We start from the raw sequence: 20,285 nt of genomic DNA, 5'->3' as shown, positions 1-20,285 counted from the left end.
CCCCGCCCCCAGGGGCGCGGGGGTCAGACCACTGCGCCGCGGCCCGGGTCGTCGTCCTCGTCGTCGCCCTGTTGCATGCGGGCGACCAGGGTGGCGAAGCCACCGAGGAAGCCGCCGATGCCCAGCGTCGTGAGCCACCAGGTCATGTCCCACTGCAGCAGGACGGCCAGCAGCAGCAGCACCGGCCCGCCGACCACCGCCAGCCACGCGAACTTCGCCGTCGTGTCGGCGGGCGGCAGCTCCGGCTCGGGCTGCACGAAGTGGCCCTCGTCCGCCTCGTCGGCGTTGTCCGGATCAGCCAGGGAGTGGTCCCGGGGCCCGGAGCCGGCCAGGCCGACGCCAGGGGCGAACAGCACCGAGCTGCCGAGCGGAGGGGGAGAGGCCTCCTCCCCCTCCTCCCCCTCCTCCGGCGCCTTCGGCTCCTCGGAGTCCTCCGGCTGCAGCGGCTCCACGTCCTCCTCCGGCAGCATCAGGTTCTCGATCGGGCGGAACGGCCGCGCGCCCGGCGGGTCGGGCGGCTCCTGCCCGTACCCGGCGACGATCGCCGCCCACGCCGCTTCCTCGTCCAGCGGGGGAACGCCCCCCGGGGACTCCTCTTGTTCAGCCACCGCTGGCCGCCCCTTCCCTGCCGACGACGCCCTGTGCGAGCCGTCCGACGAACGCGTAGCTGTCCTCGAAGATCCGCTCCGCGTCGTGGTCCAACGTCGCCACGTGGTAGCTCTGTTCCAGCAGCGTCTCGGTGACGTCCGTGGACGAGATCCGCGACAGGATCCGCGCCGAGTCGACCGGCGGGACGACATGGTCCTGCGGGCTGTGCAGCAGCAGCACCGGCTGCGTCACCTGCGGCAGATCGCCGTCCACGAGCCGCAGGAAGTCCCGCAGGGAGTGCGCGGCCCGGGTCGGGACCCGGTCGTAGCCGACCTCCTCCGAGCCCGGCTTGGCGATGTCGCTCGCGATGCCCGGCGTCGACCGCACGAAGTGCTTGGCCACCGGAAGAGCGAACGCCAGCGGGTCGTGCAGCTTGTTGGCCGGGTTGACGAGGACGATGCCGCTGATCGCATCACCGTGCTTCGCCGCCAGCCGAAGGGTCAGCGCACCGCCCATCGACAACCCGAACACGAAGACCCGGCTGCACCGGTCCAACAGCTCCCGCAGCGCCCGGTCCACCTCCGCGTACCAGTCCTGCCAGCCGGTGAGCTGCATGTCCTGCCAGCGAGTCCCGTGTCCCGGAAGCAGCGGCAGCGACACGCTGAGGCCCCGCTCGGCGAGGTACTCGGCCCATGGGCGCAGCGACTGCGGGGAGCCGGTGAAGCCGTGGCACAGGAGTACGCCGACCTCTCCGCCCTCGTGGCGGAACGGCTCGGCTCCAGGGAGGACGTGCACCGGGGTCTCCTTAGTCAAGGGGGGCATGGGGGTGCGTAGCGCTGTGTGACTTCACCGTACGCGACCGGAGTGGCACCGACCAGGGCCGTCGCACGCCCTCGGTACGAGCCGGGAGCCGGGGACCGCCGGCGGGAGAGAGGGCGCACGGGCGCGTTCCGGTGCAGACGCGTGGGCGCCCGGGCTCCTCGACGGCTGCACCCCGGAAGATCCGCGCGCGCCGGACGCGGAGCGAACGCGGACCACCAGGACACCCGACACCGCTCGGGGCGTCCGGCCGAGCGCGGGTCCCGGCACGGCGACTCGCTCCCGCTCGCTCCTCAAGAACGGTTAAGGTCTGTTCGACAGGACACAGGAAGGCTTTCGAGTTGATCTACGGCGCAATGAAGTTCTCCATCGGGGGTTCCCTGAAGCTCGCCTTCAGGCCGTGGGTGGAGGGCCTCGAGAACATCCCCGCCGAGGGGCCGGCGATCCTGGCGAGCAACCACCTGTCCTTCTCGGACTCGTTCTTCCTGCCCGCCGTCCTCGACCGGAAGGTGACCTTCATCGCGAAGGCCGAGTACTTCACCTCCCCGGGCGTGAAGGGCAAGCTGACGGCCGCCTTCTTCAAGGGCGTCGGCCAGCTCCCGGTGGACCGCTCCGGCGCCCGCGGGGCCGGCGAGGCCGCCATCAAGAGCGGCATCGAGGTCATCGAGCGCGGGGAGCTGTTCGGTATCTACCCGGAGGGGACGCGCTCACCCGACGGCCGCCTCTACCGCGGCAAGCCCGGCGGCCTGGCCCGGGTGGCCCTGGCGACCGGAGCGCCCGTGATCCCCGTGGCGATGATCGACACGGAGAAGATCCAGCCGCCCGGCAAGGTCGTCCCCAAGCTGATGCGCCCCGGCATCCGGATCGGCAAGCCGCTGGACTTCAGCCGCTACAAGGGCATGGACGGCGACCGCTTCATCCTCCGCTCGGTGACCGACGAGGTCATGTACGAGATCATGAAGCTGTCCGGCCAGGAGTACGTGGACATCTACGCGACGGCGGCCAAGCGCCAGATCGCCGAGGCCGAGAAGGCCGAGAAGGAGGCGGCGAAGGCCGCCAAGGCCGCCGCGGACAAGAACGCGGAGTAGCGCCGCGGACAAGAACGCGGAGTAGCGGAGCGGACGCGGACGGGCCCGGCCCCGGCGGGGCCGGGCCGGGCGGCGGCGAACGGGGCGGGACCGCCCGCAAGGGGTGGGGAGATGGCGAAACGCGAGCGCGTCGTGCGCATGTCGGTCGAGCAGCCGCTGTGGCGGGCGCTGACCGCATACCGGCTGATCACCATGGTCTACGCGGTGCTGCTGTTCGCCTCGGCGTACCGCGACTTCGACCGGCCCTGGGTCGCGGCGGCCTACCTCGCCTGTCTCTCCGGGTGGACGCTCGCCACCCGGCGCAAGGTGTCCGGTGCCGCCGTGTGCACCAAGCAGTTCCTCGTCGCGGACCTCACCGTCGCCCTCGTCGGGATCCTGCTGACCCCGCTCGCCGACACCCACGAGCGGATCACCGCGGGCGGCCCCACCCTGCCCACCATCTGGACCGCGGGCGCCGTCCTCGGCTTCGCGCTCAAGGGCGGCTGGCGGTGGGCCTGCATCGCGTCGAGCATCGTGGCCGTCGCCAACATCGTCCAGCGCGGCGAGCCCACCCGCGACACCGTCCACAACGTCCTGCTGGTCTGGGTCGCCTCCGTCGCCATCGGGTACGTCGTCGAGGTCGCCCGGGCCAGTGAGGCCACCCTCGCCCGCGCCCTGGAGATCGAGGCCGCCACCCGAGAGCGCGAACGCCTGGCCCGCGACATCCACGACGGGGTCCTCCAGGTCCTCGCCATGGTCCAGCGGCGCGGCACCGAGCTGGGCGGCGAGGCCGCCGAAATCGGCCGGATGGCCGGGGAGCAGGAGGTCGCACTGCGCAGCCTGGTCTCCAGCGGGCTCGTGCACACCTCCAGGGTCTCCCGCGACGAGTCGCTCGGCGCGCTGGTGGACGCCTACGAGGTGGAGGAGCCCGGCGGCGACGAGGGCGAGACGGACCTGCGGACCCTGCTCGCCCCGCACGCCGGCGCGAAGGTGAGCTTCGCCGAGCCGGGCACGCCCGTCCTGCTGCCGTCGCCCGCGGCGCGGGAGCTGGCCGCCGCCGTCGGCGCCGCCCTGGACAACGTGCGCAAGCACGCCGGCGAGGGCGCCCGCGCCTGGATCCTGATCGAGGACTGGGGCGACGAGGTGATCGTGACCGTCCGCGACGACGGCCCCGGCATCCCGGCGGGCCGTCTCGACCAGGCCGAGGGCGAGGGGCGGATGGGCGTGGCCCTGTCCATCCGCGGCCGGCTGCGCGACCTCGGCGGTACCGCCGAGCTGGTGTCCGTCCCCGGGCAGGGCACCGAAGTGGAATTGAAAGTACCCAGGGGGAGGACCCAGTGACCCAGCCCATCGAGGCGAACCGGCCGAACGGGCAGAACGAGCTCGGCGAGATCAAGGTGATGGTCGTCGACGACCACCCGATGTGGCGGGACGCGGTCGCCCGCGACCTCGCCGCCGCCGGCTTCGCCGTGGTCGCCACCGCCGGCGACGGCAACGAGGCCGTGCGCCGCGCCCGCGCCGCCGCCCCCCACGTCCTCGTCCTCGACCTCAACCTGCCCGGACTGCCCGGGGTGCAGGTCTGCAAGGAGCTCGTCGGCGCCAACCCGGCCCTGCGGGTCCTCGTCCTGTCCGCGAGCGGCGAGCACGCTGACGTCCTGGAAGCGGTCAAGTCCGGAGCCACCGGCTACCTGATGAAGTCCGCGGGCGCCCAGGAGCTGATCGACGCCGTGCGCCGCACGGCCGCGGGCGACCCCGTCTTCACGCCGGGCCTCGCCGGGCTGGTCCTCGGCGAGTACCGGCGGCTGGCCACCGACCCGGTGCCCGCGGCCCCCGACGAGCCGACCGCCCCCCGGCTGACCGACCGGGAGACCGAGGTGCTGCGGCTCGTGGCCAAGGGGCTGTCGTACAAGCAGATCGCGGAGCGGCTCGTCATCTCCCACCGGACGGTGCAGAACCACGTCCAGAACACCCTGGGCAAGCTGCAGCTGCACAACCGGGTGGAGCTCGTCCGGTACGCGATAGAGCGCGGGCTCGACGACGCGTAAGCGGTGCCGTACGTCGTACTTACGTCCTCGTACGAGTGAACGGGCGGACGCAACGCCCCGCAATTCCACCGGAATTGCCCCTCCCGGAGCCCTGGGTGTGACCTGCGTCACCACTAGCGTGACCGTCATGCGGGCCTGTGCGGCCCTGTGGCGAAGGGAGATTCCATGAAGGTCGGAGTGCTGACCGGCGGCGGCGACTGCCCCGGGCTCAACGCGGTCATCCGCGCCGTCGTCCGCAAGGGCGTACAGGAGTACGGCTTCGGGTTCGCCGGATTCAAGGACGGCTGGCGCGGAGCGGTCGACGGGGACGTCGTCCCGCTCGGCATCCCCGCCGTCCGCGGCATCCTGCCGCGCGGCGGAACGATCCTCGGCTCCTCGCGCACCAACCCGTTCAAGCAGGACGACGGCGTCCGCCGGATCAAGGAGACCCTCGCCAAGCACGAGGTCGAGGCACTCATCGCGATCGGCGGCGAGGACACGCTGGGCGTGGCCGCCAAGCTGTACGGGGAGTACGGCGTCCCCTGCGTCGGCGTCCCGAAGACCATCGACAACGACCTGTCGGCGACCGACTACACCTTCGGCTTCGACACGGCCGTCGGCATCGCCACCGAGGCCATCGACCGGCTGCACACCACCGCCGAGTCGCACATGCGGGTCCTGGTCGTCGAGGTGATGGGCCGGCACGCCGGCTGGATCGCCCTGCACTCGGGGCTCGCGGGCGGCGCCAACGTCATCCTCGTCCCCGAGCAGCGCTTCGACGTCGACCAGGTGTGCGCCTGGGTGACCTCCCGGTTCAAGGCCAGCTACGCGCCGATCGTGGTCGTCGCGGAAGGGGCCGTGCCCACGGACGGGGAGCTGGTGCTCAAGGACGCCACCACCGACTCCTTCGGGCACGTCCGGCTGTCCGGCGTGGGCGAGTGGCTGGCCAAGGAGATCGAGGGCCGTACGGGCAAGGAGGCCCGGACGACGGTGCTCGGCCACATCCAGCGCGGCGGCACGCCGAGCGCGTTCGACCGGTGGCTCGCGACCCGGTTCGGACTGCACGCCGTCGACGCCGTGCACGACGGCGACTTCGGCACCATGGTCGCCCTCAGGGGGACGGACATCGTGCGCGTACCCCTCGCGGAGGCGACGGCGAAGCTGAAGACGGTGGACCCGGCGCTCTACCGCGAGGCGGGCGTGTTCTTCGGCTGAGCCGGGGCGCACGGGAGGGGCGTGGGCCGTATCGTGGCAGACGGCCCATGGTCCGATCTCTACGCGCAGCGGGAGCGAACGTGGAAATCCTGGCATTCGGGGTGCCGAGCGAAGAGAAGCCGCTGCTCGAAAAGGCGTTCGCGGGGCAGCACGAGGTGCGCTGCCTGGAGGTCGTCCTCGACGAGGACACCGCCCCGATCGCCGCCGGGTACGAGGTCGTCTCGTCGAGCGTGAACGGCGACCTGGGCGGCCGGGTGCTGCGGGCCCTGGCCGGCGGCGGGACGAAGATGATCGCCCAGCGGTCCACCGGCTTCAACAACATCGACCTCGACGTCGCACGGCGGCTCGGGCTGACGGTGAGCCGGGTGTCCTCCTACTCCCCCTACGCGGTGGCCGAGTTCGCCTGGGCCCTCGCCCTGGCCGTGGACCGGCGGATCGTCCGCGCCTCCCGCCGCACCCGGGACTTCGACTTCCGCCTCACCGGGCTGATGGGCCGCGACCTGCACGGCCGCACCGCGGCCGTGCTCGGCACCGGCAGGATCGGCGAGGCCTTCACCCGGATCGCCCACGGCTTCGGCATGAACCTGCTCGGCTGGGACGCCGTGGAGAACCCGGCCTGCCTGCACCTCGGCATGAAGTACACCGACAAGGACGACCTGTTCGCCTCCGCCGACCTGATCAGCCTCCACGTCCCGCTGCTGGACGACACGCACCACCTCGTCGACGCCGTGGCGCTGCGGATGATGAAGGACGACGCGATCCTCGTGAACACCAGCCGGGGCGGGCTCGTCGACACGGACGCGCTGGTCACCGAATTGCGGGCCGGGCGCTTCACCGGCGTCGGCCTGGACGTCTACGAGGCGGAGGCCGGGATCTTCCACACGGACAGGTCCCTGGAGCCGGTGCAGGACGACACCCTGGCCCGGCTGATCACCTTCCCGAACGTGGTCGTCACCTCCCACCAGGCGTACTACACCCACGACGCGGTCGGCCAGATCATCGACGCCACGGTGCGCAACGTCACCGACTACCTCGCCGGCCGCACCTCCGAGAACACCCTCTGCCCGGCCCCGGACGGTACCTGACCACCCCGACCGCCGCACCTGATCGCGCTCCGGCCTTCCCGCTCCGGTGATCACGCTCTAGATTCGGCCCGTGGACATCCCCCTCGCCCTCCGGTGGCTGCTGCTCGCCCTCGCCCTCGTCCAACTCGGGTACGCCGTCCGGGCCCTGCGGCCCGCCCTGCGCGCCGAGCCCGGACACCGCACCGGCCCGTGGCTGACCTTCGGGGACCGGCTGCTGAGCGCGCCGGTCCCCGCCGTCCTCGCCCTCGGCCGGATCGACCTGCTGGTGTACGTTCTGCTGCCGCTGGGCCCGGTGCTCGGCTGGCAGCTCGTCCGCGGCCTGCGCTCCCGCCGCCCGGAGCCGGCGTAGGCCCTCCGGCCCCCGCGTCCGGGCGGGCGGGGCGGCGGGTCAGGCCCGGCCGGCCGTGTCGCGGACGCCCGACAGGAGCAGGAGCGCGGGCAGCAGCTCCGCGCCGCGCAGCGTCAGGACCGACTCCGGATGGAACTGGACGCCGGCGAAGCCGCGTGCCGCGCACCGGAGGGCGTGGACCTCGCCCGTGGCGGTGTCCCGGGCGACCTCCACCCCGTGCGCGGCCAGCTCCGCCTCGGCCTCGGCGTCGCAGGCCGCCGTGAACGTGTTGTAGAAGCCGACCACCTCACGGGCGCCGAACAGGTCGACCTCCACCTGCGCCCCCTGCGCCGGCTCCGCCTTGCGGACCAGCGGCAGCCCCAGCTCGGCCGCGATCAGCTCGTGGCCCAGGCACACCCCGAGCAGCCCGCCCGTGTGCCCCGCCAGCAGCTCCCGCGCCAGCCCGCGCAGCAGCCGCATCTTCGGGTCGGAGGCGTCCGCCGGGTCGCCCGGCCCCGGGCCCAGCACGATCGGCCCCTCGTGCGCGAGCGCCGCCTCCCGCAGCCCCGGCTCGTCGAAGCGGCGCACCGTCACCGACAGGCCCGCGGCCCGCAGCACATGGGCCAGCATCGCCGTGAACGTGTCCTCCCCGTCCACCACCAGGCAGTGCCCGGCCGCGGCCGCCGGCTGCTCCTGCATCCGCAGCCAGAACGGCGCCAGGTCCCGGCGGCGGGCGGCCAGCGCCGCCGCCACCCGGGGGTCCGCCGCCGGCCCCGCCCCCTCGAAGGCCGGCCCGGGCGCCGCCGGCCGGACCCCGAGGGCGGCCAGCACCCCGGCCGCCTTCGCGCGCGTCTCGGCGACCTCGCCGACCGGGTCCGAGTGCCGGACCAGCGTCGCGCCCACCGGCACGCGCAGGGCGCCGTCCGCGGCGATGTCAGCCGTCCGGATCAGGATCGGCGAGTCCAGGGTCTGCGCCCCGGCCGCGTCCACGCCCAGCAGCGCCAGCGCCCCCGCGTAGTAGCCGCGGCCCCCGGCCTCGTACCGCTCGATCACCCGGCAGGCGTTCTGCACCGGCGAGCCGGTGACCGTGGCGGCGAACATCGTCTCGCGCAGCACCTCCCGCACGTCGAGCGAGGACCGGCCGCGCAGCTCGTACTCGGTGTGCGCGAGGTGCGCCATCTCCTTGAGCCGCGGCCCGACGACGACCCCGCCGCGGTCGCCGACCGTGCACATCATCTTCAGCTCCTCGTCGACGACCATCGACAGCTCCTCGGTCTCCTTGCGGTCGCCGAGGAAGGCCAGGAGCGACTCGACGGTCGGGCCGCCGGCCGGGTAGCGGTACGTCCCGCTGATCGGGTTCATCACGACGGTGCCCCCGGCCATCCGCACATGCACCTCGGGGCTCGCCCCCACGAGGGTGCGCCCGCCCGTGTGGACGACGTACGTCCAGTACGCCCCCCGCTCTCCCAGCAGGAGCCGGCGGAACAGCGCGAGCGCGTCGGCCCGCCCGAAGCCGTCGATCCGGCCCCGGAAGGTGCGGCGGATGACGAAGTTCGCGCCCTCGCCGCGGCCGATCTCGTCCTCGACGACCCGCCGGACGGTGGCCGCGTACTCCTCGTCGGGGACGTCGAAGCCGCCGTCCTCGACCCGCACCGGGTGGGCGGGCAGCACGGCCAGCGCCTCCGCGAGCGGCACCTCGTACGCCTCCTCGGCGGCCAGCACGGCCAGCGGGGTGCCGTCGTCGCGGACGTCGAAGCCGCGCTCGCGGATCTGCCGGAACGGCACCAGGGCCAGGGTCGGCAGATTGCGTACGGGCAGGTCGGCGAGGCGTTCGGCCTCGTGGACCGGGCCGAGCAGCACCTCGACGGTGTCGTGGTCGCGGCCGGGTGTGCGCCGGCGCAGCAGGGCGAAGGGAGGGCAGTCGTCGCGGAGCAGGTCGAGCAGCCGGCTGCTGTTCTGGGAGTGGTCCATGGGTGGTCGGTCGTCCTTCCGGGACAGTGGAGGGGCGGCCGGGCCTCGGAAACCACCGAAGGCCGCCCCTCGGGGCGGCCTTCGTGTCGCTCGTGTCAGTGGGTACGCGAGAGAGGCGGGCCGCCGGGAGCGGTCCACCACCAGGTGCGGCAGGAGTACGCGTACACGGGACGAACCCTAGCCCACGCGGCGCCGCGCCGGGGGCGGGTGACGGGGTGGGAGACGTCTGTCTCACCTGGTGGTCATCCGGCTGGACGCGAGGTGTGAGCCCTTAATGTGTAGGTGTGACCGTGAACGCTGAAACCCACGCCCCCGCCGCCAAGGCGACCTGGCGAGACCTGCCCGCGGCGCAGCAGCCTTCGTACCCCGATGCCGAGGCCCTGCGCGCTGTCGTCGCGGACCTCGAGTCGTATCCTCCGCTCGTTTTCGCGGGCGAATGCGATCAGCTGCGTGCCCGTCTGGGCGCCGTCGCCAAGGGCGAGGCGTTCCTGCTGCAGGGCGGCGACTGCGCCGAGGCCTTCGACGCCGTGTCCGCCGACCACATCCGCGCCAAGCTCAAGACGTTGTTGCAGATGAGTGCCGTCCTGACGTATGCGGCCTCCGTGCCCGTCGTCAAGGTCGGCCGGATCGCCGGCCAGTACTCCAAGCCGCGCTCGAAGGACACCGAGACCCGCGACGGCGTGACCCTGCCGACCTACCGCGGCGACTCCGTCAACGGCTTCGACTTCACCGAAGAGGCCCGCGTCCCGGACCCCGAGCGGCTGAAGCGCATGTACCACGCGTCGGCGTCGACGCTGAACCTGGTGCGCGCCTTCACCACCGGTGGCTACGCCGACCTGCGCCAGGTGCACGCCTGGAACCAGGACTTCGTGAAGTCCTCCCCGTCCGGGCAGCGCTACGAGCAGCTCGCGCGGGAGATCGACAACGCGCTGAACTTCATGAAGGCCTGCGGCACCGACCCGGCCGAGTTCAAGGCGGTGGAGTTCTACTCCTCGCACGAGGCGCTGCTGCTCGACTACGAGGGCGCGCTGACCCGCACCGACTCGCGCACCGGCAAGCTGTACGACACCTCCGGCCACATGGTCTGGATCGGTGAGCGCACCCGCCAGCTGGACCACGCGCACATCGAGTTCTGCTCGCAGATCGCCAACCCGGTCGGCATCAAGCTCGGCCCCACCACGACGGTGGACGAGGCGCTGACGTACATCGACCGCCTCGACCCGGACCGCGAGCCCGGCCGGCTGACCTTCGTCGTCCGCATGGGCGCCGACAAGGTCCGCGACAAGCTCCCCGAGCTGGTCGAGAAGGTCACGGCCTCGGGTGCGACGGTGGCCTGGGTCACCGACCCGATGCACGGCAACACCTTCGAGGCGGCCTCCGGCCACAAGACGCGACGTTTCGACGACGTGCTCGACGAGGTCAAGGGCTTCTTCGAGGTGCACAAGGCGCTGGGCACCCACCCGGGCGGCATCCACGTCGAGCTCACCGGTGACGACGTCACCGAGTGCGTGGGCGGCGGCGACGAGATCTTCGTCGACGACCTGCACCAGCGCTACGAGACGGCCTGCGACCCCCGCCTGAACCGCAGCCAGTCCCTGGACCTGGCGTTCCTCGTCGCCGAGATGTACCGCGACCAGTGACAGGCACGTTGTGCCGCCCCGGCGGCGCCCGGTGAGCACCTCGTGACAGTGGGGCGCGGATCGATGTGATCCGCGCCCCACAGCCGTACCGGGGACTTTTCGGCCACCCCGACTTTCGGTAAGGTTAGGTAAGCCTCACCGAATAGGGGATGGCTTTTCCGAGGGCGTTCCTGACCGGGAGGTGAACCGCGTGTACGTCTGCTCTTGCTTCGGTGTCACCGACCAGCAGGTCAAGGAACACGCGGCTGCCGGGGCCTGCACCCCCCGCCAGATAGCCTCCGCCACCAAGGCCGGCACCGACTGCGGCTCCTGCGTGCGCACCATCCAGGGCCTCCTCGGCCGCGGGGCCTGCCCGCGCCGCGAGCTGCTGGAGAAGGGCCGGGCGGCGTCCGTCCTGGCGCCCGCCCCGGAGCTCGCCGAAGTCGCCTAGCAGCCCGGCCGCCCGGCCTGCGCCGACTCCCGGTCAGCTCTCCGGCTGCTCGATCAGCTGGGCGATGTAGAGCGGCTCGCCGAGGGTGTCGATGAGTTCCAGCTGCGTGTCGAGGTAGTCGATGTGGTGCTCCTCGTCCGCCAGGATCTCCTCGAACAGGCGCGCCGACGTGATGTCGCTCTTGCCGCGCATCACCTCGATCCCCCGCTTGAGGCGGTCGATCGCCTCGACCTCCACCTGGCGGTCCGCCTGGAACATCTCGGTCAGGGTCTGGCCCACCCGCACGTGGAAGAGGCGCTGGTAGTTCGGGAGCCCGTCGAGCATCAGGATGCGCTCGGTGAGTTTGTCCGCGTGCTTCATCTCGTCGATGGACTCGGAACGCGTGTACTCGGCGAGCTTGGTCCAACCCTTGTTGTCCTGGATCCGGTAGTGGAGCCAGTACTGGTTGATCGCCGTGAGCTCGCCGGTCAGCTGCTCGTTCAGAAACTCGAGGACCTCGGGGTCGCCCTGCATCGCAGAGGCTCCTTCCAGGCAAAGTCAGCAAGTGACGGTTCGGTTGCGCGCATCCTTGCACCGCCACCGGAGGCCGTCCAGTAAGTGCCTCCTTAGTGGGAGTTGCCATGACATGTCCGAATCAGTCCGCGCCCTGGTCATGACCACCCCGCCGCGTCTGTCACCATGGAGTCATGGGTCAGCCGGAAAGCCGGGAATCTCCGGGAGCAGAGCAGCTGGAGCTTCCACCGGGGCAGCGGCTTCAGCGGGGCTGGCCGGTCACCCACTACGGGCCCGTGCCCAAGTTCAAGCCGGAACGCTGGGAGTTCCGTGTCTTCGGCGCTACCGCCGACGGCGAGAAGCACTGCTGGAACCACGAGCAGTTCACGGCCCTGCCCTTCGAGTCGGTCGTGGCGGACCTGCACTGCGTGACGAAGTTCAGCATGGTGGGGGCCGAATGGGGTGGCGTCCTCGCCCGCGAGATCCTCGCCCTCGCCCCGCCGGCGCCGCAGGTCACCCACGTGATGGTGTGGGCCGAGTACGGTTTCAGCTCCAACCTGCGGCTGGCCGACTTCGCCTCCGAGCGGACCGTCTTCGCCACCCACCAGGGCGGTGAACTGCTCACCGCCGAACACGGCTTCCCGGTGCGGCTCGTCGTGCCCCACCTGTACGCGTGGAAGGGCCCGAAGTGGGTCCGCGGCGTCGAGTACATGACCGCCGACCGCCGCGGGTTCTGGGAGGAGCGGGGCTACCACAACATCGGCGACCCCTGGCGCGAACAGCGCTACTCGTACCAGGAGGAGCCGGGGGACGGCCCCGAGCTGTAGCGGCCGTACGCCGCCCCCGGTCAGTGCAGGGCGCGCAGCTCCTTCAGCAGCGCCACATCGGCCGCGTGCCCCTCCTTGCCGCCCGGGGTCTCGATGATCAGTGGCACCCCCTCCGTCGCCGGGTGCGCGAACAGCTCCCCGAACGCCTCCCGGCCGATGCGGCCCTGCCCGATGTTGGCGTGGCGGTCCTTGTGCGCGCCCACGCCTTCCTTCGAGTCGTTGGCGTGGATCAGCTTCAGCCGCCCCTCGCCCACCGCGTCCACCAGCAGGTCCAGCGTCTGCTTGGCGCCGCCCGGCTCCGCCAGGTCGTGCCCGGCGGCGAAGACATGGCAGGTGTCCAGGCAGATGCCCAGCTTCGGGTGGTGGTCGAGCGCGTCGAAGTACGGGCCGAAGTCCCAGGTCCGCGAGCACAGCGAGGAGCCCTGTCCGGCCGTGGACTCCAGCAGCAGCAGCGGGTCGTCGTCGTGCACCAGCTCGTCCAGCAGCGGCAGCATGTGCTCCCTGACCTGCGCGTACGCTGCCTCGCGCGCCCGGCCCCCGGTCGCCGACCCGGTGTGCACGACCACCCCCAGGGCGCCGATCTCCCGGCCCCGGCGCAGCGAGTGGCGCAGCGACTCCACCGACCGCTCCACCGTCGCCTCGGTGTGCGAGCCGAAGTTGATCAGGTAGGGGGCGTGCACGTAGGCCGGGATCGCCCCGGCCTCGCAGCCGGCCCGGAACAGCTCGTCCTGGGCCGGGTTCCCGGCCGGGGTGGCCCAGCCGCGCGGATTGGCCACGAAGACCTGCACCGCCTCGGCCGCCAGCTCACGCGCGTACGACAGCCCCACCGACGCCAGCCCGCCCGCCACGGGCACGTGCCCGCCCACGGGATTGCGCCCGGCCTGCTCCTCCATGCCCTCCATGCCCTCCACGCCCGCTACAGCCCCTTGGTGCGCAGGATGATCGTGCTGCCCTCGGGAGCCGTCTGGCCGCCGAGCACCGACTGGGCGTCCACGGTGCTGCTGAAGGACAGGAACGGGCGCTCCACCTTCACCTTGAACCCGGCCGCCTCCAGGGTCTTGCGGGCCACGTCCGCCTCCTGGCCGGTCACGTTCGGCACCGGGATCTGGCGGGGCCCCTTGGAGAGCGTGAGCACGACCGTGTCGCCGGCCGCGGCCTGCGCGCCCGCGCCGACCGACTGGTTGGCGACCGTACCGGCCGGGAACGGCGAGTTGATCTCGTCGGCCGCCGTTTCCACCTTCAGGCCGAGGTCCTGCAGCGCCGCCCGGGCCTGGTCCACGGGCCGCCCCGTCACGCTCGGCACCGGCACCGGCCGGCCCTTGCTGACCGTGATCGACACCGCGGTGTCGGGCGCCCGCTTCTGCCCGCCGTCCGGGTTGGTGGAGATCACCGAACCCTGCGGCACCTCCTGGCTGAACGCCTGCGTGACGATGCCCGGGGCCAGACCGCTCTTGGTCAGCTCCGCCTTCGCCTCCTCCAGCGGGCGGCCCTTGACGTCGGGCACCACCACGACCGCCGGGCCGCGGGAGACGGTCAGCACCACCGCGCCGTTGCCGCGGATCCGCTTGCCGCCCTGCGGGTCGCTGTCCATCACCGTGCCGCGGTCGAAGGCGTCGCTGAACTTCCGGTCGACCCGCTTCACGCCGAGGCCGGCCGCCGACAGTTCGGACCGGGCCTCGGCCTCGGTCTTGCCGAGCAGGTTGGGGACCTTCGTGAACTGGCCGGAGCTGATGTACCAGACGCCGGTTCCGACGCCGAGGATCAGCAGCAGCGCGGCGAGGACCAGCAGCGGGCCGCGCCGGGAGCGGGACGGCGCCGGCTGTGCCGGCGGCTCCTCGCCGTCGACGGGCAGCGGCGCCACCAGCAGGGAGGTGTGCTCCACCGGCTGCGGCGCCGGGACCCGCGGGACCACGCTCGTGCGGTCCTCCGCCGACGACCGCTCCTCGGCCCGGCTCTGCGGCGGCACGGCGTCCAACTCGGCGTCGGTCAGCCGGCTCCGGGCGTCCAGGGTCAGCCCCAGGAAGGCCGCGGCATCGTACGGGCGCAGGTCCGGAGTGCGGGCAGTGGCCAGCGCGACCAGTTCGTCCAGCGGCGCGGCCAGCCCGGGAACCGCCACCGACGGAGGCGGAACGTCCTCGTGCAGGTGCCGGTACAGCACCTGGGCGGGGGTGCCGCCGGTGTACGGCTTGTCGCCGGTCAGCATCTCGTACAGCACCACACCGCAGGCGTACACGTCGACACGGGTGTCGGTGACCCCGTTCTCGATCTGCTCGGGGGCGAGGTAGGAGACCGTGCCGAGGACCGCGCCGGTGGTGCTGGTGACCGTGTCCACGGACCGGACCAGTCCGAAGTCGGCGACCTTCACCCGGCCGTCGTCGCCTATCAGGACGTTCTCGGGCTTCATGTCCCGGTGCACGAACCCGGCCCGGTGCGCGGCACCGAGCGCCGCCAGGACCGGTTCCAGGATGTCCAGCGCCGCCCGCGGCCGGAGCGCCCCGCGCTCGCGCAGCACGTCGCGCAGGGTGCAGCCGGAGACGTACTCCATGGCCAGGTACGTGTACGGGCCGTCCGTGCCCTGGTCGAAGACGGCGACCACGTTGGGGTGCGCGAGGCGGGCGACGGACTTCGCCTCGCGGATGAACCGGTCGACGAAGGCGGCGTCCGCGGCCAGCGCCGGGTGCATCACCTTCAGGGCGAGGATGCGGTCGAGGCGGGTGTCCAGGGCCCGGTAGACCGTGGCCATGCCGCCTGCCGCGATGCGGGCGTCGATGCGGTAGCGGCCGTCGAGCGTCTGCCCTACGAGCGGGTCATCCAGGGTCGTGTCCACCCGGCCATCCTACGAGCCGGTCTGCTGCGCGGGCCGTGGGTGGCTGTGCCTTGCAGCACAGCTGTGACGCGTCCCACCCCGCTGCCTTGCCGCCGCCGTCCTGCTGCCGCTGCGCGGAGCCGTTCCCCTCCCCGACCCTTCCCGAAACCGTGGGCTCCGCCCGCGGACCCCGCGCCTCAAACGCCGGCGAGGTCGGATTCTCCAGCCCGCGCTGGGGGCACCTCCCAGCGGTAGCTGGGGGAGTTTGAGCGCACCGGGGAAGCGTCCGTGGGGGTCCCCCCGGACGAAGTCCGGGGGAGGGTCCGGGCAGTCAGAAGGCCGGGCGTTCGGGGTCCAGTGTGGCGCGGCCCTCCGCGGGGGAGGAGGCGTGGGCGAAGCGGCGTTGGGGGATGCGGCCCGCGCGGAAGGCCAGCCGGCCCGCCGAAACCGCATCCCGCATCGCGGCAGCCATCAGCACCGGCACCTGCGCCCGCGTCACCGCCGACGCCAGCATGACCCCGGCGCAGCCGAGTTCCATCGCCAGCGCCACGTCCGAGGCGGTTCCCGCACCCGCGTCCAGGATCACCGGCACGCCCGACCGCTCCACGATGAGCTCGAAGTTGTGCGGGTTGCGGATGCCCATGCCCGAACCGATGGGCGAGCCGAGCGGCATGACGGCCGCGCAGCCGGCATCCTCCAGCTTCCGGGCCAGCACGGGGTCGTCGTTGGTGTACGGCAGCACCGTGAAACCGTCGTCCACCAGGGTTTCCGCGGCGGCCAGCAGCTCCTCCCCGTCCGGGAGGAGCGTCCGCTCGTCGGCGATGACCTCCAGTTTGACCCAGTCCGTGCCGAGCGCCTCCCGGGCGAGCCGGGCGGTCAGCACGGCCTCGCCGGCCGTGTAGCAGCCCGCGGTGTTGGGCAGGACCGCGATCCCGAGCTTGTCGAGGACACCCAGGACGGAGCCCCGGACCGCCGGGTCGAGCCGGCGCATCGCGACCGTGGTGAGTTCCGTCCCGGAGGCGATCAGGGCGTGTTCCAGCACTTCGAGGCTGGGTGCTCCGCCGGTGCCCATGATCAGGCGGGAGGAGAAGGTCCGGCCGCCGAGGAGGAATGCGTCGTCCGCCACCGTGTTCAGCCTCCCTGGACCGCGGTCAGGATCTCGACCCGGTCGCCGTCGCCGACCGCGGTGTGCGGCCACTGCCCGCGCGGGACCACGGCCTCGTTGAGCGCGGCCGCGACCCCGGAGGGGGCGGTGGTGAGGGTGGCGACCACCGCGGCGAGGGTGGTGCCGGGCGCGAGTTCGCGCGGCTCGCCGTTGACGGAGATGGTCATGCGTACGACTCCTGACGTGCGGGGGAGAAGCGGCGCGGGCTGAAGGGCAGGGCGGCTTCCGGCAGGGCGCCGGTGGCGAGCAGTTCGGCCATCGCGTCGCCGGTGACGGGGGTGAGCAGCACCCCGTTGCGGTAGTGCCCGGTGGCCAGGTGGAGTCCGGGCAGGGCGGTGGGGCCGAGCAGCGGGGCGTTGTCGGGGGAGCCGGGCCGCAGGCCGGCGAGGGTCTCGGTCAGCGGCAGTTCGGTGATGCCGGGCACCAACTCATGTGCGTCGCGCAGGAGTTGGTACACCCCGCCGGCGGTGACGGTGGTGTCCCAGCCGAGTTCCTCGCTGGTGGCGCCGATGACGAGTTCGCCGTTCTCGCGGGGCACCAGGTACACGTGGCTGCCGCGGACGACGGCCCGTACGGTCCGCGACAGGAACGGCGCGAAGGGGGCGGGCACAGCGAGCCGCAGGACCTGCCCCTTCACCGGCCGGACGGGCGGCAGCGCCTCCTCGGGGACGCCCGCCAGCCGGCCGCTGAGCGAGCCCGCGGCCAGCACCACCTGGTCGGCGTACAGCTCGGTGCCGTCGTCGAGCACGGCGCCGGCCGCCCGGTCGGCGGTGACCACGAGCCGTTCGGCGCTCGCCCGGCGGATGTCGACGCCGGCGCGCTCGCAGGCGGCCAGCAGGGCGGCGGCCAGCTGCCGCGGGTCGACCCGGTGGTCGCCGTCCACGCGCAGGCCGCCGCGGACGCCCGGGGCGAGCATCGGCTCCAGGCGCCGGCACTCGCGGCCGGTGAGCCACTCGGAGTCCAGGCCGCAGCGGCGCTGCAGGGCGTGCAGCTCGCGCAGGTGGAGCCGGTCGTCGGCGTCGAGGGCGACGGCGAGCGTGCCGCAGGCGCGGTAGCCGATGTCCATGCCGCCGCTGGCGTCGGCGAGTTCGGCGGCGAATCCCGGATAGCGGGCGGCGGAGGCGAGGCCGAGGCCCAGCAGGGTCTCCTCGCCGTAGTGCAGTTCGGTGACGGCGGCGAGCATGCCCGCCGCGACCCGGGCGGCGCCGCCGCCGGGGGCCGGGTCGGCGAGGGCGGTGCGCAGCCCGCGCCGGGCCGCCCGCCAGGCGGTGACCAGGCCGATGATCCCGCCCCCGATGACGAGGACGTCGGATCCCGCGGCTGACGCGGATCCCTTGGATGAGTGCATGGGCGTCCAGCCCCTCCCTTCGCCGGCATGACCCGGATCAGGTTCGGACGGTCGGAGGCCGGCCAGCCTCCCTCTCAGCCCGGTGCGCCCGGGCTCCCGCGATAGGTACGGTGGCCACAGTAGCCGTTCCGCTCCGGGCGGCGGGAGAGAGCCGGGACGCGGCCGCCGGTGCACCCTCCCTCACCGATCCCTGCTGACTAGGGTGGGCTGCGTGAGCGAGCAGACCGAACACACCGAGAGCGGCGTCGTCATCGTCGGCGCCGGAATGGCAGGCGTGCAGACCGCGGTCGCCCTGCGCGAGCAGGGCTGGACCGGCCCCGTGATCCTGCTGGGCGCCGAACCCCACCAGCCCTACGACCGGCCCCCGCTGTCCAAGGCGGTCCTGCTCGGCAAGGCCGAGGACTCCGCCTTCGACGTCGACTTCGAGGGCCTGGGCATCGAACTCCGGCTCGGCGTGGAGGTGACCGGGCTGCGGGCCGCCGACCGTGAGCTGGACACCGAGGCGGGCCCGGTCCCGTACGGGGTCCTGGTCCTGGCGACCGGGGCCGAACCGCTGACCCTGCCCGGCGCCGAGGGCGTCCCCGGCGTGCACCTGCTGCGCACCCTGGACGACGCGGCCCGGCTGCGGCCGGTGCTGGCCCGGACCCCGGCGACCGTGGTCGTCGGCGCCGGGTGGATCGGCGCGGAGTTCGCGACCGCGGCCCGGGAAGCGGGCTGCGCGGTGACGGTGGTCGAGGCCGCGGACCGGGTGCTCGCGGGCGCACTGCCGGCGGAGGTCGCCGCGCCGATGGCCGGCTGGTACGAGGAGGTGGGGGCCGCCCTGCTGACCTCCGCCAGGGTCGCCTCGGTCGAGTCCGGGCGGGTGCTGCTCGCGGACGGCCGGGAGCTGCCCGCCGGAGCGGTCGTCGTGGGCATCGGGGCGAGGCCCGCCACCCGCTGGCTGGCCGGCTCGGGCGTCGAACTCGGCGCCGACGGCTCGGTCACGGCGGACGCGTACCTGCGGACCTCCCTGCCGGGGGTGTACGCGGTCGGCGACTGCGCCTCGTTCCCCTCGGCGCGCTACGGGGCGCGGCTGCTGGTGCACCACTGGGACAACGCGCTGCAGGGGCCGCGGGTGGTCGCGGCGAACATCCTGGCCGAGGCCGAGGCCGAGGCCGGGGCCGAGCCGTCCGCCGGGGCCGCGCTCCAGGTCTACGACCCGGTCCCGTACTTCTGGTCCGAGCAGTTCGGGCGGTTCGTCCAGTACGCGGGCCACCACGCGGACGCGGACACCCTGCTGTGGCGCGGCGACCCCGGCGGGCAGGCGTGGTCGGTGTGCTGGCTGCGGGCCGGGTCGCTGGTCGCGATCCTCGCCGTGGGCCGGCCGCGGGACCTCGCCCAGGGCCGCAAGCTGATCGAGACCGGCGCCGCCGTCGACCCAGGCCGGCTGGCCGATCCCGCCACCCCGCTGAAGTCGGCCGTGGCCGCCCCGCAGTAGCGCGGCGGAGCGCCCGGACGGCGCGCCCGGGCCGCGCCGGGGTGCCCGTACGGCCGGGGAGCCCCGTACGGATCGGCCCGGGTACCGGCAGCGGGCGGGAGGTGGCAGGCTTGTGCCGTGACCGAGATTGACACCAAGATCGATGCCCTTGTCCCCGCCTGGCTCCACCTGCCCGACATCGCCGAGATGCTGGACGTCGAGGTGACCCGGGTCCGCCAGCTGGTCAAGGAAGGTCAGCTGATCGCCGTCCGCCGGGGCGAGAACCGCACCCTCCAGGTCCCCGCCGACTTCATCGACGGCACCAAGCTCGTCAAGGGCCTCACCGGCCTGCTCACGGTGCTGCGCGACGACGGCTTCTCCGACGAGGAGATGCTGGAGTGGCTCTTCACCGCGGACGACACCCTGCCCGGTACCCCCGTGCAGGCGCTGCGCGAGAATCGCGGCACGGAGGTCAAGCGCCGCGCCCAGGCGCTCGCCCTCTGACCCCAGCCGACCGATCCGTCCAAGGAACGCGGGCCGCCACGTGCGGCCCGCGTTCTCTGCGCCCACCAGGGGGTACCCATGTCCTCGAACGCCCGGCAGCTTTCCGACGCCAGGCTCTACCTGTGCACGGACGCCCGCAAGCGGCAGGGTGACCTCCCCGAGTTCCTCGACGCGGTGCTCGCCGGCGGGGTGGACATCGTCCAGCTCCGCGACAAGGGCATGGAGGCGGCCGAGGAGCTCGACCACCTCCGGGTGTTCGCCGAGGCCGCCCGCCGGCACGGCAAGCTCCTCGCGGTCAACGACCGCGCCGACGTCGCGCACGCCATCGGCTCCGACGTCCTGCACCTCGGGCAGGGCGACATCCCGGTGCCGGCCGCCCGCGCCGTCCTCGGCGAGGAAGCGCTGATCGGCCGCTCCTGCCACGCCGAGTCCGAGGTCGACGCCGCGGCCGCCGAGCCGGGCGTGGACTACTTCTGCACGGGCCCCTGCTGGCCCACCCCCACCAAGCCCGGCTCGGCGG

General features: G+C 73.1%; 21 protein-coding genes and 1 riboswitch. Of the genes, 12 read left to right on the top strand and 9 right to left on the bottom strand.

What is annotated here, in order from left to right; genetic code table 11:
* Positions 1-23 precede the first annotated feature (23 nt).
* Both HYE82_RS14580 and HYE82_RS14575 read right to left on the bottom strand, forming a co-directional pair.
* Positions 24-608, bottom strand: a complete 585-nt coding sequence (locus HYE82_RS14580; protein WP_179174465.1) for a hypothetical protein — start codon at positions 606-608, stop codon at positions 24-26.
* A complete protein-coding gene (locus HYE82_RS14575; protein ID WP_179174464.1) occupies positions 601-1,383 on the bottom strand; it encodes a carboxylesterase in 783 nt (260 codons plus the stop codon). Before HYE82_RS14575 ends, HYE82_RS14580 begins: the two co-directional genes overlap by 8 nt.
* 380 nt (positions 1,384-1,763) lie before the next feature.
* On the opposite strand from HYE82_RS14575, the gene HYE82_RS14570 reads away from it, so the two are divergent.
* From HYE82_RS14570 to HYE82_RS14545, 6 genes are all read left to right on the top strand, one after another.
* Positions 1,764-2,495, top strand: coding sequence for a 1-acyl-sn-glycerol-3-phosphate acyltransferase (locus HYE82_RS14570; RefSeq protein ID WP_179174475.1), 732 nt, complete (start codon positions 1,764-1,766; stop codon positions 2,493-2,495).
* A 111-nt stretch (positions 2,496-2,606) separates the two neighbouring features.
* Positions 2,607-3,815, top strand: a complete 1,209-nt coding sequence (macS, locus tag HYE82_RS14565; protein WP_179174463.1) for a MacS family sensor histidine kinase — start codon at positions 2,607-2,609, stop codon at positions 3,813-3,815.
* A 59-nt stretch (positions 3,816-3,874) separates the two neighbouring features.
* On the top strand, positions 3,875-4,519 hold the full coding sequence (locus HYE82_RS14560; protein WP_179174474.1) for a response regulator transcription factor: 645 nt from the start codon (positions 3,875-3,877) through the stop codon (positions 4,517-4,519).
* A gap of 165 nt (positions 4,520-4,684) precedes the next feature.
* Positions 4,685-5,713: a 6-phosphofructokinase gene (locus HYE82_RS14555; protein WP_179174462.1), complete on the top strand. Its 1,029-nt coding sequence runs from the start codon at positions 4,685-4,687 to the stop codon at positions 5,711-5,713.
* An 80-nt stretch (positions 5,714-5,793) separates the two neighbouring features.
* On the top strand, positions 5,794-6,798 hold the full coding sequence (locus HYE82_RS14550) for a 2-hydroxyacid dehydrogenase (protein WP_179174461.1): 1,005 nt from the start codon (positions 5,794-5,796) through the stop codon (positions 6,796-6,798).
* Positions 6,799-6,868: 70 nt separating this feature from the next.
* Positions 6,869-7,147: a hypothetical protein gene (locus HYE82_RS14545; RefSeq protein ID WP_179174460.1), complete on the top strand. Its 279-nt coding sequence runs from the start codon at positions 6,869-6,871 to the stop codon at positions 7,145-7,147.
* Between the two features lie 39 nt (positions 7,148-7,186).
* Here HYE82_RS14545 and HYE82_RS14540 read toward each other — a convergent pair whose 3' ends face one another.
* Positions 7,187-9,097: an anthranilate synthase family protein gene (locus tag HYE82_RS14540; RefSeq protein ID WP_179174459.1), complete on the bottom strand. Its 1,911-nt coding sequence runs from the start codon at positions 9,095-9,097 to the stop codon at positions 7,187-7,189.
* A 284-nt stretch (positions 9,098-9,381) separates the two neighbouring features.
* Here HYE82_RS14540 and HYE82_RS14535 point away from each other — a divergent pair, with 284 nt between their 5' ends.
* Together HYE82_RS14535 and HYE82_RS14530 are read left to right on the top strand one after the other, a co-directional pair.
* A complete protein-coding gene (locus tag HYE82_RS14535) occupies positions 9,382-10,737 on the top strand; it encodes a class II 3-deoxy-7-phosphoheptulonate synthase (RefSeq protein WP_179174458.1) in 1,356 nt (451 codons plus the stop codon).
* A gap of 181 nt (positions 10,738-10,918) precedes the next feature.
* On the top strand, positions 10,919-11,167 hold the full coding sequence (locus tag HYE82_RS14530; protein WP_179174457.1) for a bacterioferritin-associated ferredoxin: 249 nt from the start codon (positions 10,919-10,921) through the stop codon (positions 11,165-11,167).
* A 33-nt stretch (positions 11,168-11,200) separates the two neighbouring features.
* Here the strand turns inward: HYE82_RS14530 and bfr are convergent, their stop codons facing one another.
* Positions 11,201-11,680 (bottom strand): bacterioferritin, encoded by a 480-nt coding sequence (bfr, locus tag HYE82_RS14525; RefSeq protein WP_179174456.1) that lies wholly within the window; start codon positions 11,678-11,680, stop codon positions 11,201-11,203.
* Positions 11,681-11,853: 173 nt separating this feature from the next.
* Here bfr and HYE82_RS14520 point away from each other — a divergent pair, with 173 nt between their 5' ends.
* Positions 11,854-12,486 carry a sulfite oxidase-like oxidoreductase gene (locus tag HYE82_RS14520; RefSeq protein WP_179174455.1) on the top strand — a complete coding sequence of 211 codons (633 nt, stop codon included), beginning with the start codon at positions 11,854-11,856 and terminating at the stop codon, positions 12,484-12,486.
* A gap of 20 nt (positions 12,487-12,506) precedes the next feature.
* Here the strand turns inward: HYE82_RS14520 and HYE82_RS14515 are convergent, their stop codons facing one another.
* From HYE82_RS14515 to thiO, 5 genes are all read right to left on the bottom strand, one after another.
* Positions 12,507-13,388: a deoxyribonuclease IV gene (locus tag HYE82_RS14515; protein WP_256987229.1), complete on the bottom strand. Its 882-nt coding sequence runs from the start codon at positions 13,386-13,388 to the stop codon at positions 12,507-12,509.
* A 14-nt stretch (positions 13,389-13,402) separates the two neighbouring features.
* Positions 13,403-15,313 (bottom strand): Stk1 family PASTA domain-containing Ser/Thr kinase, encoded by a 1,911-nt coding sequence (pknB, locus tag HYE82_RS14510; protein WP_179174454.1) that lies wholly within the window; start codon positions 15,311-15,313, stop codon positions 13,403-13,405.
* Between the two features lie 310 nt (positions 15,314-15,623).
* Positions 15,624-16,418: a thiazole synthase gene (locus tag HYE82_RS14505; RefSeq protein WP_179174453.1), complete on the bottom strand. Its 795-nt coding sequence runs from the start codon at positions 16,416-16,418 to the stop codon at positions 15,624-15,626.
* 5 nt (positions 16,419-16,423) lie between these two features.
* The gene (thiS, locus tag HYE82_RS14500) at positions 16,424-16,624 is read right to left on the bottom strand and encodes a sulfur carrier protein ThiS (RefSeq protein ID WP_179174452.1); all 201 of its coding nucleotides are present in this window, start codon (positions 16,622-16,624) and stop codon (positions 16,424-16,426) included.
* The gene (gene thiO / locus HYE82_RS14495; RefSeq protein ID WP_179174451.1) at positions 16,621-17,805 is read right to left on the bottom strand and encodes a glycine oxidase ThiO; all 1,185 of its coding nucleotides are present in this window, start codon (positions 17,803-17,805) and stop codon (positions 16,621-16,623) included. Before thiO ends, thiS begins: the two co-directional genes overlap by 4 nt.
* Positions 17,803-17,915, bottom strand: a riboswitch (TPP riboswitch). (Overlaps the previous gene by 3 nt.)
* 101 nt (positions 17,916-18,016) lie before the next feature.
* Between thiO and HYE82_RS14490 the strand changes: the two genes are divergently transcribed.
* The 3 genes from HYE82_RS14490 to HYE82_RS14480 all read left to right on the top strand — a co-directional run.
* Positions 18,017-19,282: an NAD(P)/FAD-dependent oxidoreductase gene (locus HYE82_RS14490; RefSeq protein WP_179174450.1), complete on the top strand. Its 1,266-nt coding sequence runs from the start codon at positions 18,017-18,019 to the stop codon at positions 19,280-19,282.
* A gap of 117 nt (positions 19,283-19,399) precedes the next feature.
* Entirely contained in the window at positions 19,400-19,765 is a 366-nt protein-coding gene (locus tag HYE82_RS14485) for an Rv2175c family DNA-binding protein (RefSeq protein WP_179174449.1), read from the top strand.
* 78 nt (positions 19,766-19,843) lie between these two features.
* The coding region (locus HYE82_RS14480) for a thiamine phosphate synthase (RefSeq protein WP_179174448.1) at positions 19,844-20,285 on the top strand (442 nt) is incomplete at its 3' end.

This window comes from Streptomyces sp. BR123, assembly GCF_013401435.1.
In the GTDB taxonomy this organism is placed as follows: domain Bacteria; phylum Actinomycetota; class Actinomycetes; order Streptomycetales; family Streptomycetaceae; genus Streptomyces.
This window is presented reverse-complemented; position numbering and strand designations above follow the sequence as displayed.

What these genes read in the sequence shown, in the direction of transcription:
- HYE82_RS14570 (WP_179174475.1), top strand. Translation starts at nt 1,764, where the DNA reads ATGAAGTTCTCCATCGGGGGTTCCCTGAAGCTCGCCTTCAGGCCGTGG.
- HYE82_RS14520 (WP_179174455.1), top strand. Translation starts at nt 11,854, where the DNA reads ATGGGTCAGCCGGAAAGCCGGGAATCTCCGGGAGCAGAGCAGCTGGAG.
- HYE82_RS14555 (WP_179174462.1), top strand. Translation starts at nt 4,685, where the DNA reads ATGAAGGTCGGAGTGCTGACCGGCGGCGGCGACTGCCCCGGGCTCAAC.
- HYE82_RS14515 (WP_256987229.1), bottom strand. Translation starts at nt 13,388, where the DNA reads ATGGAGGGCATGGAGGAGCAGGCCGGGCGCAATCCCGTGGGCGGGCAC.
- HYE82_RS14540 (WP_179174459.1), bottom strand. Translation starts at nt 9,097, where the DNA reads ATGGACCACTCCCAGAACAGCAGCCGGCTGCTCGACCTGCTCCGCGAC.
- thiS (WP_179174452.1), bottom strand. Translation starts at nt 16,624, where the DNA reads ATGACCATCTCCGTCAACGGCGAGCCGCGCGAACTCGCGCCCGGCACC.
- bfr (WP_179174456.1), bottom strand. Translation starts at nt 11,680, where the DNA reads ATGCAGGGCGACCCCGAGGTCCTCGAGTTTCTGAACGAGCAGCTGACC.
- macS (WP_179174463.1), top strand. Translation starts at nt 2,607, where the DNA reads ATGGCGAAACGCGAGCGCGTCGTGCGCATGTCGGTCGAGCAGCCGCTG.
- HYE82_RS14560 (WP_179174474.1), top strand. Translation starts at nt 3,875, where the DNA reads ATGGTCGTCGACGACCACCCGATGTGGCGGGACGCGGTCGCCCGCGAC.
- thiO (WP_179174451.1), bottom strand. Translation starts at nt 17,805, where the DNA reads ATGCACTCATCCAAGGGATCCGCGTCAGCCGCGGGATCCGACGTCCTC.